Source organism: Streptomyces sp. NEAU-W12 (assembly GCF_026242095.1).
Lineage (GTDB): Bacteria > Actinomycetota > Actinomycetes > Streptomycetales > Streptomycetaceae > Streptomyces.
Genome location: NZ_JAPJDM010000005.1, coordinates 318,306 through 333,566 on the forward strand (window position 1 = coordinate 318,306; position 15,261 = coordinate 333,566).

Annotated in this window: 6 protein-coding genes, 1 tRNA gene and 2 rRNA genes; 1 reads left to right on the plus strand and 8 read right to left on the minus strand. The window is 69.3% G+C overall.

What is annotated here, in order from left to right; translation table 11 throughout:
* Positions 1-54 precede the first annotated feature (54 nt).
* The 4 genes from ORI94_RS09100 to ORI94_RS09115 form a co-directional block, all read right to left on the minus strand.
* Positions 55-915 (minus strand): helix-turn-helix domain-containing protein, encoded by an 861-nt coding sequence (locus ORI94_RS09100; protein WP_266073848.1) that lies wholly within the window; start codon positions 913-915, stop codon positions 55-57.
* 250 nt (positions 916-1,165) lie between these two features.
* Positions 1,166-3,955 carry a DNA translocase FtsK gene (locus ORI94_RS09105; RefSeq protein WP_266073849.1) on the minus strand — a complete coding sequence of 930 codons (2,790 nt, stop codon included), beginning with the start codon at positions 3,953-3,955 and terminating at the stop codon, positions 1,166-1,168.
* Between the two features lie 312 nt (positions 3,956-4,267).
* The gene (locus tag ORI94_RS09110; protein ID WP_266073850.1) at positions 4,268-4,945 is read right to left on the minus strand and encodes a response regulator; all 678 of its coding nucleotides are present in this window, start codon (positions 4,943-4,945) and stop codon (positions 4,268-4,270) included.
* 335 nt (positions 4,946-5,280) lie between these two features.
* Positions 5,281-10,770: a HAMP domain-containing protein gene (locus ORI94_RS09115; protein WP_266073851.1), complete on the minus strand. Its 5,490-nt coding sequence runs from the start codon at positions 10,768-10,770 to the stop codon at positions 5,281-5,283.
* A 445-nt stretch (positions 10,771-11,215) separates the two neighbouring features.
* Here ORI94_RS09115 and ORI94_RS09120 point away from each other — a divergent pair, with 445 nt between their 5' ends.
* Positions 11,216-13,966, plus strand: coding sequence for a SpoIIE family protein phosphatase (locus ORI94_RS09120; RefSeq protein ID WP_266073852.1), 2,751 nt, complete (start codon positions 11,216-11,218; stop codon positions 13,964-13,966).
* A 60-nt stretch (positions 13,967-14,026) separates the two neighbouring features.
* Here the strand turns inward: ORI94_RS09120 and ORI94_RS09125 are convergent.
* The 4 genes from ORI94_RS09125 to ORI94_RS09140 form a co-directional block, all read right to left on the minus strand.
* Positions 14,027-14,099 (minus strand) — tRNA-Thr (locus tag ORI94_RS09125).
* A gap of 90 nt (positions 14,100-14,189) precedes the next feature.
* The gene (locus tag ORI94_RS09130; protein ID WP_266073870.1) at positions 14,190-14,852 is read right to left on the minus strand and encodes a DegT/DnrJ/EryC1/StrS family aminotransferase; all 663 of its coding nucleotides are present in this window, start codon (positions 14,850-14,852) and stop codon (positions 14,190-14,192) included.
* 114 nt (positions 14,853-14,966) lie between these two features.
* Positions 14,967-15,083: ribosomal RNA gene (gene rrf, locus ORI94_RS09135) — 5S ribosomal RNA — on the minus strand.
* Between the two features lie 99 nt (positions 15,084-15,182).
* Positions 15,183-15,261 (minus strand): 23S ribosomal RNA (locus ORI94_RS09140); the annotation flags it as partial.

Here is a 15,261-nt window from a genome sequence, read left to right on the forward strand (position 1 = left end):
GGCCGGTCCCGGGCCGGCCCCCCTCGGCGAAGCGCCCTCTGCGGTGCCGTACCGCTATCCGGCCTGCGGGTCGCCCTTGGTGTAGGTCAGGCGCTCCACGGCGCCCGGCTGCCAGTCGTCCTCGATCTTCTTGCCGTTGACGAAGAGGTCGATCGCACCGGCGTCACCGAGCACCAGGTTGATCTTCATGCTGTCCTCGAAGGTCTTGGAGTCGCCCTGCTTGAGCAGTCCGTCGAAGAGCAGTCGGCCGCTGTGGTCCTTGGCGGAGATCCAGCTGCGCCCGTCGGGGGCGCTCACCTTGACGATCACCTTGTCCTGCGGAGCGGCCGCGATGGCGCTGTCGGAGGGGTCCGGCTCGGGGGCGGCGGACTTCTCGGACTTGGGGGTGGATGATTCGGACGCGCTCGCGGTGGCGTCGCCGTCGGCGACGTTCGCCTCGTCCCCGTCGCCGCCGTTGACCATCGTGAATCCGACGAAGCCGATGACGACGACGATCGCGGCGACCATGGCGGCGGTCCAGTTGGGGCCGCGCCGCTCGGGACGGATGCGCTCCGCCTCGAACAGAGGGGCGGCCGGGGTGGGCGCCGGGCGGCCGCCGTGCTCGGCGTCGTACTGGGCGATCAGCGGGGCGGGGTCGAGGTGCACGGCCCGGGCCAGGGTTCGGATGTGGCCGCGCGCGTAGACGTCGCCGCCGCAGGGCTCGAAGTTGTCCGCCTCGATGGCGTGCACGATGGCGATACGGACCCGGGTGGCGGTGGTGAGGTCGTCGACGGTGAGGCCGGCGTCGATGCGCGCCTGCTTCAGCGCACGTCCGACGGAGGGACGGACTTCCTCGGAGACGTCGTCGGATGCGTGGGACACGTCGGACACGTCGCCGAACGGACGCTCGTCTTCAGGAGAGTTGCCGATGGACACGGGGACGCCTTTCGAGCGTTTAGCCACCTGTGCTGGAGATTCAGTCTAGGGGGGCGACAGAAGGGTGGGGCAACCGGGCGGTAGGACTCTGTACGCCATCGGAAGGGCCCGACACGCCGATGGCGACACTGCTTTTCGTCGTTTCCCCAAGGTGACGTGCGACCGGGGGAAACGGTTGCGCGCTGCTCCCTCACGGATGGGTCACGATCGGCCACCCGGGTGCGCCGAGCGACGACCGTGTCCCGACTGCCTACCCTTCAGACTCCCCCCGGATCACGGCGAGCACGCCGTCCAGCTCGTCAGCCTTCACAAGAACGTCACGGGCCTTCGAACCCTCACTCGGGCCGACGATGTTCCGGGACTCCATGAGGTCCATGAGCCGGCCCGCCTTCGCGAAGCCCACGCGCAGCTTGCGCTGGAGCATGGACGTCGACCCGAACTGGGTGGAGACGACCAGTTCGGCCGCCTGGCACAGCAGGTCGAGATCGTCGCCGATGTCCTCGTCGATCTCCTTCTTCTGCTTGGTCCCGACGACGACGTCATCCCGGAAGACGGGCGTCATCTGGTCCTTGCAGTGCTGGACGACGCCGGCGATCTCCTCCTCGGTCACGAACGCGCCCTGCATGCGGGTCGGTTTGTTCGCCCCCATCGGCAGGAAGAGGCCGTCGCCCTTGCCGATCAGCTTCTCGGCGCCGGGCTGGTCGAGGATGACCCGCGAGTCCGCGAGGGACGAGGTGGCGAACGCGAGCCGGGACGGCACGTTCGCCTTGATCAGACCGGTGACGACGTCGACCGAGGGCCGCTGTGTGGCGAGCACCAGGTGGATGCCGGCCGCCCGCGCGAGCTGCGTGATCCGCACGATGGCGTCCTCGACGTCCCGCGGGGCGACCATCATCAGGTCGGCCAGCTCGTCGACGATGACCAGCAGGTACGGGTACGGCTGGAGTTCGCGCTCGCTGCCCTCGGGCGGCTTGGCCCTGCCCTCGCGCACCGCGCGGTTGAAGTCGTCGATGTGCCGGTAGCCGTAGGCGGCCAGGTCGTCGTAACGGAGGTCCATCTCGCGGACGACCCACTGGAGGGCCTCGGCGGCCCGCTTGGGGTTGGTGATGATCGGCGTGATCAGGTGCGGGATGCCCTCGTACGCCGTCAGCTCCACGCGCTTGGGGTCGACCAGGATCATCCGGACGTCCTCCGGCGTCGCCCGCATCATGACCGACGTGATCAGGCAGTTGATGCAGGACGACTTGCCGGAGCCGGTGGCACCGGCGACCAGTATGTGCGGCATCTTCGCCAACGAGTGCATGACGTATCCGCCCTCGACGTCCTTGCCGAAGGCGACCAGCATCGGGTCGTCGTCCTCGGCGGACTCCGCGAGCCGCAGCACGTCTCCGAGGTTGACCATCTCCCGGTCGGTGTTCGGGATCTCGATGCCGACGGCGGACTTGCCGGGGATGGGGCTGATGATGCGCACGTCGGGGCTGGCGACGGCGTACGCGATGTTCTTCGTCAGTGCGGTGATCCGCTCGACCTTCACGGCCGGGCCGAGTTCCACCTCGTAGCGGGTGACCGTGGGCCCGCGCGTGAAGCCGGTGACGCGGGCGTCGACCTTGAACTCGGTGAAGACGGTGGTGAGCGAGGCGACGACGGCGTCGTTGGCGGCGCTGCGCGCCTTGCCGGGGCCACCGCGGGTGAGCAGGTCGAGGGCCGGCAGGGAGTAGGTGATGTCACCGGACAGCTGGAGCTGCTCCGCGCGCGAGGGGAGTTCGCGGGGCACGGACGGGGTCTTGGTGAGGTCCGGGACGCCGGAGTCCGTCTGCTTCCGTTCCTGCTCGGCCGGTCCGCCCTGCTTCGGCGCGTTCTGCCTGACGCCCGGCCTCGGCCTGTCCTGCCGCGACCCGTCCTGCTGGTCCTGCTGGGGGCGCGCGGCCGGCACCGGCGTCGGGGTGGTCGGCTCGCGGTCGCCCCCACGCACGCCCTGGGTCAGGTCGGCGACGACCGGTGAGGGCGGCATCCCGTGCAGGACGGCGCCGTCGAGCGCGGCGGCGGCCGCGGCGGCCACGTCCACGGCGTCCATCGGCCGGTTCGTGTCCGGTTGGGGCACCGCGGACCTGCGCGGCCGGCCGCGGCGCCGGGACAGCGCCTCCTGCTCGGCGAGGTCGGGGTCGTGGTCCTGGGGCGCCCGTCGGCGGCCCCGGCGGCTCGCGGGCAGTGCCTCGCGCCACTGCTCGTCGTAGCGCTCGTCGTCCTCACCGAACTCCTGCGGCTCACGGTCGTGCACGAGCCCCAGCCTGGTGCCGAGCAGCCGCAGTCGCTGCGGAACGGCGTTGACCGGAGTGGCCGTGACGACCAGCAGACCGAAGACGGTGAGCAGCACCAGCAGGGGGACGGCGAGCACATCGGTCATGGTGTACGACAGCGGCGTGGCCGCGCCCCAGCCGATGAGCCCTCCGGCGTCCCTTATGGCGTGCATGCCGTCGCTGCGGGCGGGCGAGCCGCAGGCGATGTGGATCTGGCCGAGCACCCCGATGAGGAGCGCCGACAGGCCGATCACGATGCGGCCGTTGGCCTCCGGCTTCTCCGGGTGCCGGATGAAGCGCACCGCGACGACCGCGACCAGGATCGGCACCAGCAGGTCGAGCCGGCCGAACGCTCCGGCGACCAGGATCTCCACGAGGTCGCCGACGGGCCCCTCGAGATCGGCCCAGGTGCCCGCGGCGACGATGAGTCCGATACCGAGCAGGAGCAGCGCGAGGCCGTCTTTGCGGTGGGCGGGGTCGAGGTTCCTGGCTCCCTGCCCCATCCCCCGGAAAACCGCTCCGACGGCGTGCGCCAGGCCCAGCCACAGGGCCCGCACGAGCCGGTAGAGGCCTCCGGTCGGGCTGGGAGCCGCTTTGGGCGCGGGCTTCCTCGCCGCAGGCTTCCTGGCCGGAGCCTTCTTCGGGGGCGGCTTCTTGGCAGCGGCCTTCTTCGCCGGAGCCTTCGCGGAAGCAGCCGCCTTCTTCGCGGGCGGCTTCTTGGCTGCGGGGGGACGTGAGGCCATGGGGGTGAGGTTACCGGTGGAGACGCCGGTGGACACGCGTGCCGGCCGCTTCACCCGTTCGTGTCGCCTCCGTGGAGGCTCCGAACTGACGCGGGGAGGGCCCCGTCCGGCGGATCGCGTCGAAGGGGACCGGCGGTATCTGCGCGGCTGGGGCGAGCGGGAGCGGGTGACGACAACGCCGCTGAAGGCACCTCTGCTCGAAGAACTTGGGAGGGCGGTGCCGGCCCCCCTCGTGTCTCCGGCCCGATCCGCCGGACAGGCCCTACGGCCCGAAACTGTGCCGGAGGAGCCGCAAGGCCCGTACGCCGTCGGTCAGTTCTGCGACGGCATCGGCGACGCGCTGCCCGTGCCCGGTTCCAGCGCGTCCAGCGCCCGCCGCAACCCCGTGAGCTTGCGCTCCAGATGGGCCGCCGTGGCCACCGCGGCCGCGTCGGTCGATTCGTCGCTGAGCTGCTTGGACAGGGCCTCGGCCTGTTCCTCCACGGCCGCGAGCCGCGCGGAGAGTTCGGCGAGCAGGCCGGCGGACTCCTTCTGCTCCCCGGCGTCCTTCTCGTCGCCCTCCAACTGGAGCCGCAGCAACGCCGCCTGCTCCCTCAGCTGGCAGTTCTTCATGTACAGCTCGACGAAGACCGAGACCTTCGCGCGCAGTACCCACGGGTCGAACGGCTTGGAGATGTAGTCGACCGCACCCGCCGCGTACCCGCGGAACGTGTGGTGGGGGCCGTGGTTGATCGCGGTGAGGAAGATGATCGGGATATCCCGCGTCCGCTCCCGCCTCTTGATGTGCGCCGCGGTCTCGAAGCCGTCCATCCCCGGCATCTGGACGTCCAGCAGGATGACCGCGAAGTCGTCCGTGAGAAGTGCCTTGAGCGCTTCCTCCCCGGACGATGCCCGTACCAGCGTCTGATCGAGCGCCGAGAGGATCGCCTCCAGCGCCAGCAGATTCTCCGGCCGGTCATCGACCAGGAGGATCTTGGCCTTCTGCACCATGGCCCGCCCTCCTCGCCCCGGCTTGGGGCCTCCCCTGTCCGCAGGTCCCGGGTGGACACCGGCGGGTGCCGACCCAGGGGGACGGCACCCTTGCGCCGCCCGTCCTTGTGCCGGTCATCGTAGCCGCACCCCGCCCGTCGACACACCCTGTCACCGTGATGTCACCGGGCATGTAGCAGAAACGCGGAACGAGACCAGAAGGTTCCCCGAATCCCGTACCTCTACACGACTTCGCGCGTACCGCGTCGGCAACTCCGCATGAACGGCGAAGTTCCCCTCCACCATCGCACGGCCCCGGCCGCCGCCCTCACACCCCCTCCCGCGGGGCGCCACGGTCACACCCCCCGCATCCACTGCTGCATCACCGACAGCAGGTGATCGGGGTCGACCGGCTTCGTCACGTAGTCGGAGGCTCCCGACTCGATCGCCTTCTCCCGGTCGCCCTTCATCGCCTTCGCGGTGAGCGCGATGATCGGGAGTCCCGCGAACTGCGGCATCCGGCGGATCGCCGTCGTCGTCGCGTATCCGTCCATCTCGGGCATCATGATGTCCATCAGGACGACCGCCACGTCGTCGTGCTGCTCCAGCACCTCGATGCCCTCGCGGCCGTTCTCCGCGTACAGCACGGAGAGACCGTGCTGCTCGAGGACGCTGGTCAGCGCGAACACGTTGCGGATGTCGTCGTCGACGATGAGCACCTTCTGTCCGCCGAACCGGATACCGCGCTGCGACCGGGGCGCCGAATCCTGCTCCAGCTCCGTGCCCGGCGCCGTGGGCCACTGCTGCGGCTGCTGCCGCGCGGGCCGCTGCTCCAGCTCGGGCAGGGGCCTGCGGCGCCGCCGGAACAGCGCGGCCGGGCCGTTCTGGGGCTCCCGGTAGGACGTCACCTCGGCCGGCGCCTCCACCCCCGCACCGGAGGAACCGGTCGACGCGGCGGGGCCGCCGCTCTCCAGGGCAGGCATGGACTGCTGGTAGCCGTGCGGTGGCAACTCGCTCGGGTGCAGCGGGAGATACAGCGTGAAGGTCGAGCCGCGGCCCGGCTCGCTCTGCGCGTGGATCTCACCGCCGAGCAGCTGGGCGATCTCCCTGGAGATGGACAGCCCGAGCCCCGTGCCTCCGTACTTGCGGCTGGTCGTGCCGTCCGCCTGCTTGAACGCCTCGAAGATCACCCGCATCTTGCTGGCGGCGATCCCGATGCCCGTGTCGGACACCGAGAAAGCGATCAGGTCGGCGTCCGGGTCGGTCAGCGAACCGGCCTCCAGCAGTTGCTCCCTGATGGCCTGGGGGACGTCGTCGCGAGCCGGCCGGATGACCAGCTCGACGGACCCGGAGTCGGTGAACTTCACCGCGTTGGACAGCAGGTTGCGCAGCACCTGCAGCAGCCGCTGCTCGTCGGTGTGCAGCGTGGCCTGAAGCTCCGGGGAGACCCGCACCGACAGGTCCAGGCCCTTCTCCGCGGTCAGCGGCCGGAAGGTGGCCTCCACATAGTCCACGAGCTGGACGAGCGCGATGCGCGTCGGGGAGACGTCCATCTTGCCCGCCTCGACCTTCGACAGGTCGAGGATGTCGTTGATCAGCTGCAGCAGGTCGGAGCCCGCGCCGTGGATGGTCTCGGCGAACTCGACCTGCTTCGGGGAGAGGTTCCCGTCGGCGTTGTCGGCGAGGAGCTTGGCCAGGATCAGCAGCGAGTTGAGCGGGGTGCGCAGCTCGTGCGACATGTTGGCCAGGAACTCGCTCTTGTAGCGCATGGAGACCGCGAGTTGCTCGGCGCGCTCCTCCAGGACCTGCCGCGCCTCCTCGATCTCGGTGTTCTTCACCTCGATGTCGCGGTTCTGCCGGGCCAGCAGCTCGGCCTTTTCCTCCAGTTCGGCGTTGGACGCCTGGAGCGCCTTCTGCCGCTGCTCCAACTCGGCCGAACGCTCCTGGAGTTGCTCGGTCAGCTCCTGCGACTGCGCCAGCAGCAGCTCCGTCTTGGTGTTCACCGAGATGGTGTTGACGCTCGTCGCGATCATCTCGGCGATCTGGTTGAGGAAGTCCTTCTGGATGTGGGTGAACGGAGTGAACGAGGCCAGCTCGATGACGCCCAGCACGGTCCCCTCGAACAGCACCGGAAGCACGATCACCTGTGCGGGCGGCGCCTCCCCGAGACCCGAGGAGATCTTCAGGTAGCCGCTGGGCGCGTTCTCCACCAGGATCGTGCGCTTCTCCATGGCGGCCGTCCCGATGAGCCCCTCACCGGGCCGGAACGACGTCGGCATCGAACCCAGCGAGTAGCCGTACGAACCGAGCATGCGCAGCTCGTACTGGTCGTCCTCGGCGGCACTCACGTCCTCCCCGTCGGCCAGGGGCATCGAGAGGAAGAACGCGCCGTGCTGTGCGGAGACCACGGGCGTCAGCTCGCTCATGATCAGCGAGGCCACGTCCTCCAGGTCCCGACGGCCCTGCATCAGTGCGGAGATACGGGCCAGATTGCCCTTCAGCCAGTCCTGCTCCTTGTTGGCGATCGTGGTGTCGCGCAGGTTGGCGATCATCTTGTTGACGTAGTCCTGCAGTTCCTGGATCTCTCCGGACGCGTCCACGTCGATCTTCAGGTTCAGGTCACCGCGCGCCACCGCGGTCGCCACGCGTGCGATGGCACGGACCTGCCGGGTCAGGTTCCCCGCCATCTCGTTCACGGACTCGGTCAGGTCCCGCCAGGTGCCGTCGACGTCACGCACGCGGGCCTGCCCGCCGAGCTGGCCCTCCGTGCCCACCTCGCGGGCCACCCGCGTGACCTCCTCGGCGAAGGACGACAGCTGGTCGACCATCGTGTTGATGGTGGTCTTCAGCTCGAGGATCTCCCCGCGCGCGTCGATGTCGATCTTCTTCGTCAGGTCGCCCTTGGCGATGGCCGTCGTCACCATGGCGATGTTGCGCACCTGACCGGTCAGGTTGGACGCCATCCGGTTCACGGACTCGGTGAGGTCCTTCCAGGTACCGGCCACACCCGGGACGTGCGCCTGACCGCCGAGGATGCCGTCCGTACCCACCTCGCGGGCCACCTTGGTGACCTGCTCGGCGAACGAACTCAGTGTCTTCACCATGATGTTGATGGTGTCGGCGAGCTGCGCCAACTCGCCGCGCGCCTCGATGGTGACCTGCCGGGTGAGGTCACCGCTGGCGACCGCGGCGGACACCTGGGAGATGTTCCGCACCTGCGTGGTCAGGTTCTTGGCCATCAGGTTGACGTTGTCGCTCAGGTCCTTCCAGATGCCCGTGACCCCGGGCACGTGCGCCTGGCCGCCCAGGATGCCCTCGGTGCCCACCTCACGGGCCACCCGGGTCACCTGCTCGGCGAACGACGACAGCTGGTCCACCATCGTGTTGACCGTGGTGACGAGTTCGAGGATCTCGCCCTTGGCGTCGACGGTGATCTTCTTCGACAGATCGCCCTTCGCGACCGCGGTGGTGACCTCGGCGATGTTGCGCACCTGGAGGGTCAGGTTGTTCGCCATGCCGTTCACCGACTGGGTGAGGTCCTTCCAGGTGCCGGAGACACCCTGCACCTCGGCCTGGCCGCCGAGAATGCCCTCGGTGCCCACCTCGCGGGCCACCCGCGTGACCTCCTCGGCGAAGCTCGACAGCTGGTCCACCATCGTGTTCAGCGTGTTCTTCAGCTCGAGGATCTCCCCGCGCGCGTCCACGGTGATCTTCTGCGACAGGTCGCCCCGGGCCACCGCCGTCGCCACCTGGGCGATGTTGCGCACCTGCGCGGTGAGGTTGCCGGCCATGCCGTTGACCGAGTCGGTGAGGTCGCGCCACACACCGGCGACGCCGGGCACCTGCGCCTGGCCCCCGAGCCGGCCCTCCGTACCCACCTCGCGGGCCACCCGCGTGACCTGGTCGGCGAACGACGACAGCTGGTCCACCATCGTGTTGATCGTGTTCTTCAGCTCGAGGATCTCCCCGCGCGCGTCCACGTCGATCTTCTGCGACAGGTCGCCCCGGGCGACCGCCGTCGTGACCTGGGCGATGTTGCGCACCTGGCCGGTCAGATTGGACGCCATCGAGTTGACGGAGTCGGTGAGCTCCTTCCAGGTGCCCGACACGCCGTCCACCCGGGCCTGACCGCCCAGCCGTCCCTCCGTGCCCACGTCCCGGGCCATGCGCGTGACCTGGTCGGCGAAGCTCGACAGCTGGTCCACCATCGTGTTCACGGTGTTCTTCAGCTGGAGCATCTCGCCGGACACGTCCACGGTGACCTTCTGCGACAGGTCACCGTTGGCCACCGCCGTCGTCACCTGTGCGATGTTCCTCACCTGACCGGTGAGGTTGCGGAACGCGGTGTTGACGGAGTCGGTGAGGTCCTTCCAGGTACCGGCGGCACCCGGCACCTGGGCCTGGCCGCCGAGCTCACCCTCGACCCCGATCTCGCGCGCTACGCGGGTGACCTCGGCACCGAAGGCGGACAGCTGGTCGACCATCGTGTTGACGGTGTTCTTCAGCTCCAGCATCTCGCCGGCCACGTCCACGGTGACCTTCTGCGACAGGTCACCGTTGGCCACCGCCGTCGTCACCGCGGCGATGTCCCGCACCTGTGTCGTCAGGTTCCGGAACACCGTGTTGACGGAGTCCGTCAGGTCCTTCCAGGTACCGGCGGCACCCGGCACGTTCGCCTGACCGCCCAGTTGCCCCTCGGCCCCGACCTCGTTGGCGACCCGGGTGACCTCGTCCGCGAAGATCTTCAGCGTCTCGGTCATCTGGTTGATCGTGTCGGCGAGCTGCGCGACCTCGCCCCGCGCCGGAACAGTCACCTTCCGTGACAGATCGCCGTTGGCGACCGCGGTCGTCACCTCCGCGATCCCGCGCACCTGGGCCGTCAGGTTCCCGGCCATGGTGTTGACGGAGTCGGTGAGTTCCTTCCACACACCGTCCACGCCGGACACCTGCGCCTGCCCGCCCAGCGCACCCTCGGTGCCCACCTCGCGCGCTACGCGGGTCACCTCGGAGGAGAACGCCGAGAGCTGGTCGACCATCGTGTTGACGGTGTTCTTCAGCTCCAGCATCTCGCCTTCGACGTGCACGGTGACCTTGCGGGACAGATCACCCCGGGCGACCGCCGTCGTCACCAGCGCGATGTCGCGCACCTGCGCCGTCAGCCGTTCCGCCATGGTGTTGACCGAGTCCGTGAGGTCCTTCCACGAACCGGACATGCCCCGCACCCTGGCCTGACCGCCCAGCTTGCCCTCGGTGCCCACCTCACTGGCCACCCGCGTGACCTCGTCGGTGAAGGTCGACAACTGGTCGACCAGGTTGTTGACGGTACGCCCGACCTTCAGGAACTCGCCGCGCAGCGGCTGCCCCTGCCCGTCGCCCACGCCCAGCTGCGCCCGCAGATCCATCCGCGGCGACAGATCACCGTCGGCCACCGCCGACAACACCCGGCTGACCTCGGAGACGGGCCGCACCAGATCGTCCACCAGCGCGTTCGAATGGTCGATCGCTGTGGACCAGGAGCCCTCGCAGGCCCCCGTCTCCAGGCGCTCGGTGAGTTTCCCCTCACGCCCCACCATGCGCCGCACCCGCGCCAGCTCGCCCGTCAGATGGAGATTGCGGTCGGCCACCTCGTTGAAGACCGCCGCGATCTCCGCCATCACGCCGTCGCCGGACACCGTGAGCCGTTTGCGGAAGTTGCCGTCCCGCATCGCCACCAGGGCGACCATGAGGCGGTTCAGGGCCGCGGTGTCCACCGCGGTGGTCCCACCCCGGGACCTGCCCTGCTTGCCAGGGGACTGTCCGCCTTTCGCGCGCGTGTTCGTGCCCCGCGTCGCTGCGCCAGACTCCACTGTGTCCCTCCCGCAGGGGTCGACCGTTACTGCTGTGCTCGGGTACCACCGCACGGGCGTACCTGTGACTGCTGACTGCTGACTGCTTGTACTTGCTCTGCTTACTCGTGCACACGCGTGTACTACTGCGATACCTGCCCTGCCTACCGGGGCGCTACCCGGGCAGCCGTGCGTCCGGCCGGAGGGCACCCGCCCGTCCGGACCTTCGCGACAGCCTGCCCGCCCAGTGTTTCACCCCCACCGAACCAGGCCATAACAGTTCGGCAGCTTCGCACACCGTCCGCACCCCCCGGCCGTCGGACACCTCCCGACGGAAACACGGCAGACCGGCATCCGCTCGGACCGCGAAGGTAAGTAACCTTGCATCCGGCTGTCCAGCCACACCGGTCCGTCCGGTCTGGGCGGTGGCACGGAGACGAGCGGGCATCGGAGGGCAGCCGCACACATGACCACCGGACTGATCCCGGGGGAACAGCCCCCGGACCCTCGGCCGACGAGCGGCCTGCCGCACCAGTGGCGTGAGCCGGTCGGCCATGGGATCATGCCCGTCGAGAACCGGCCGAGGAGTTCTGTGATCACCGCGCGTGCGGCCGCCAGCTTCGAGCCCGTCGGGCGCTCGGTCGCGAGTGCCCGCTCCTTTGTCCGCGACACCCTGCAGGGGTGGGGGTTCGCCGACATCGTCGACGATGCCGTGGTCCTCACCAGCGAGCTCGTGACCAACGCCGTGATCCACACCAGCACCTGGGCCGACCTGCTGTGCCTGCGCTGCGACGCCGGTGTACGGATCGAGGTGACCGACCGGTATCCGGAGCGTGAGGTCCCGCTCCGGGGTCCGGCCGCCGACATGGGCGGCCCCGACCGCGAGGGCGGACGCGGCCTCCAGCTCTGCGCGGCCCTGGCCGGCCGGTGGGGCGTCGAGTACACACCGGCCCACAAGACCGTCTGGTTCCAGCTCGACGTCCCCGAACGCCCGGTGGGCGCCCGCTCGGCCGGACCGGTGCTGCCGTCCGAACTCCTCCCGATCGCCGACGCCCGGGTCCGCGTCGCCGTCGTGCAGATCGACCGGATCGGCGCGATCTCCTCCTGGAACGAGGACGCGGAGGAACTCTTCGGCTATACGGTCGACCAGGTCATCGGCAAGCCGCTCACCGACCTCGCGGCCTGGCCGCACACTCCCGGCACCGGCACCGGCATCGCGGAGGCGCTCCAGCTCTCCCGCTGGGAAGGCAGTTACGGCATAAGGGACACCACCGGCCGGGTGATCCCCGTCTACGCCTCGCACCTGCGCGTCCGCGACACGGACGGTGACCCGTCAACCGTGTGCCTCCTCGTCAGGGACCACGAACGGGCGGTCCTGCAGACCCCGTTGCGCGTCCCCTCCGATTCGGCCGCCTCCTCCGAGAGCCAGAGCACCGACCCCTTCGAGGTGTTCATCGGCTCGCCCGCCCCGGACGACCTCGACAGCCTCCTCCAGCGCACGGTGGAACGGGCCCGCGACATGCTCGACGGCGACTCCGCCTTCCTGCTCCTCGCCACCGACGACGAGACGGAACTCGAGGTACGTGCCTCCACCGGTCTGCCCTCGACCCGTCAGCGCTTCGCCCGCGTTCCGGTGGAAGCCGGCTCCGGCCGTTACAGCTCCGCCCGTATGCCGGCCGTCCACGACGACCTCGCCGCCCTGCCCGGCGCGGTCCCGCTCCTCAACGGCACCGGTATGCGCTCGGTCGTCACCGTCCCGCTCAAGGTCGAGGGCCGTCTCACGGGCTCCCTCGGCGTCGCCGCGGAGGGAGCGGGCCGGTACTCCAACGAGGAAGCGCTGCGCCTGCAGTTCGCCGCCGACCGCATCGCCCTGGCCGTCGAGTCGGCCCGCCTGGGAGAGCTGGAGCGACTGCGCCGGGGTTCGCTGAGTTTCCTCGTCGAGGCGTCCGACCTGCTGGCCGGCACCCTGGACCGCGACCAGACCCTGGCCCTCATGGCCCAGATGACCGTTCCCACCCTGGCCACCTGGTGTGCCGTCTACACGATCGCCGACCAGGCCTCCGAGCCGTACCTCTCCTATGTGCTGCACGAGGACGAGGAGCTCATCGACGGCATCAAGTCCCTGCTCTCGAAGATCGCCCCGCCCGACCCGGTCCCCACCCCCGGCGCCCGTGTCTGGTCGGCTCCCGGCGAAGTGGCCCATCAGGCGGCCCTGCGCACGTCCATGCGCAGTCTGGGGCTGAGCAGCAGTCCGGGCACCCGGGTCGCTCCCGGCATCGGCCCCACCCTCACCACGGCCTCCGCGGTCGGCGGCGAGACGGTGGTCCTCCCTCTGGTCGCCCGTAACCGCGTCATCGGCATGCTGACACTCGGCAAGCCGGCCGACGAACACTTCCGCCAGGAAATCCTCGAACTCGCCGAGGACCTCTCCCGCAGAGCCGCCCTGGCCTTGGACAACGCCCGCCTCTACTCGGAGCGTACGGCCATCAGCCAGTCCCTCCAGCGCAGTCTCCTCCCCCCTGAACTGCCGGTGATCGAGGGCGTCGAGGTGGAGGTCATCTACCGCGCGGCCGGCGAGGGCAACGAGGTCGGCGGTGACTTCTACGACCTCTTCCCGATCAGCGACGGCGCCTACGGCTTCGCCATCGGCGACGTCTGCGGTACAGGACCGAACGCCGCGGCCGTCACCGGCCTCGCCCGGCACGCGCTCCGGCTGCTCGCCCGTGAGGGCCTCAGCGGCCCTGCCGTCCTCGAGCGCCTGAACTCCGCCATCCTCGACGAGGGCGCACGCAGCCGCTTCCTCACCCTGCTCTACGGCGAGCTGCGCCCGCAGGAGGACGGCAGCGCGGAACTGAAGGTGGTGTGCGCCGGCCACCCGCTGCCGCTGCGCCTGCGCCAGGACGGCACCGTGGAACCGGCCGCCGACCCGCAGCCCCTCCTCGGCGTCCTGGAAGACCTGGAGCTGTACGAACAGACGGTCACGCTCGATCCGGGCGATGTCCTGCTGTGCGTCACCGACGGTGTCACCGAGCGCCGTGAAGGCACCCGCATGCTGGGCGACGACGGGCTCGCCGACGTTCTCACGACCTGTACGGGCCTGACCGCCGGCGCGGTCGCCGCCCGCATCATGCGCGCAGTGGAACGCTTCGCCTCCGATGCCCCTTCCGACGACATGGCGATCCTCACCATGCGCGTCCCGGAACTCCACCAGAACTGAGCTTGATCGGATCAGGGCATGAGAAAGGCCCCGCCCGGGAGGGCGGGGCCTTTCTGTCGGAGCCCCCAAACGGAATCGAACCGTTGACCTTCTCCTTACCATGGAGACGCTCTACCGACTGAGCTATAGGGGCCTGTTGCCTTCTGCGGTTTCCCGCCCGGCAACGGAATAGATCATACCCTGAGCAGCCCCGTGCTCCCAACCACCGGTCCGCGACCGCGGTTCAGACAGCCGGCTGCAGCAGCCCGCCCAGTGTGTTGCACGCCGAGGCGACGCGCTGCATGTCCCGCTTGGTCAACGATGCGTCCACGGGCAGGGCGAGTGTCACGTCGGCGGCCTGTTCGGTCTCGGGCAGAGACACGCACCGCCGGAACTCCGGCAGCCGGTGCACAGGCGTCTTCACCGGCACCCTGCACTCGACTCCCTTGGCCCGCAAGGCTCGCGCGAAGGCGTCCCGGTCCGGTCGTCCGTTGCCGGGGACCCGCACGACGTACTGCTGGTAGGTGTGCCCGTCGCCTCCGTCGGGCGTCCGTACCCCCCGCAGCTTCGCGTCGAGGTAGGCGGCACGCTCCCTGCGCCGGGCGACCTCGTCGTACGGAGCTTCGGACTCCCCGTGCTCCAGCACCAGCAGGCCGTGCCGTTGTCCGAGCGCGTGCAACCGGGCTATGTCGGCGTGCCTGCCGAAACGGTGCACGGCGACAACGGCGGCCGTGCGCGAGGTGATGGCCGCTTCCACAGCGGCCGGCGCGATGCAGTAGGTCACCGGATCTATCTCGGCGAACACCGGCAACGCACCTGCGAGGGTGACGGCCTCGGCAACTTCCACGTTCCCGAAGGCGGACACGACCACCTCGTCACCGACTCCGACACCGGCGGCCCTGAGCAGTGCAGCAGTACCCATGGGATGAATGTTCGTTGCGCAACGTGAACTTCAAGTGACGCAGAACAAAAAAGGGTTGGACCCCGAACCGAAGTTCGGGGTCCAACCCTGTCAAAGATTGTTCGGCGGCGTCCTACTCTCCCACAGGGTCCCCCCTGCAGTACCATCGGCGCTGTAAGGCTTAGCTTCCGGGTTCGGAATGTAACCGGGCGTTTCCCCTACGCTATGACCACCGAAACACTATGAAACAGACAACCGCACCACACCCCGCCGGCACACCGACGGAATACGGGGTTGTTCGTGGTTTCAGAACCAACACAGTGGACGCGAGCAACTGAGGACAAGCCCTCGGCCTATTAGTACCGGTCAACTCCACACGTTACCGTGCTTCCATATCCGGCCTATCAACCCAGTC

Coding starts and splice junctions, on each gene's coding strand:
- ORI94_RS09105 (WP_266073849.1), bottom strand. CDS start 3,955: ATGGCCTCACGTCCCCCCGCAGCCAAGAAGCCGCCCGCGAAGAAGGCG.
- ORI94_RS09110 (WP_266073850.1), bottom strand. CDS start 4,945: ATGGTGCAGAAGGCCAAGATCCTCCTGGTCGATGACCGGCCGGAGAAT.
- ORI94_RS09120 (WP_266073852.1), top strand. CDS start 11,216: ATGACCACCGGACTGATCCCGGGGGAACAGCCCCCGGACCCTCGGCCG.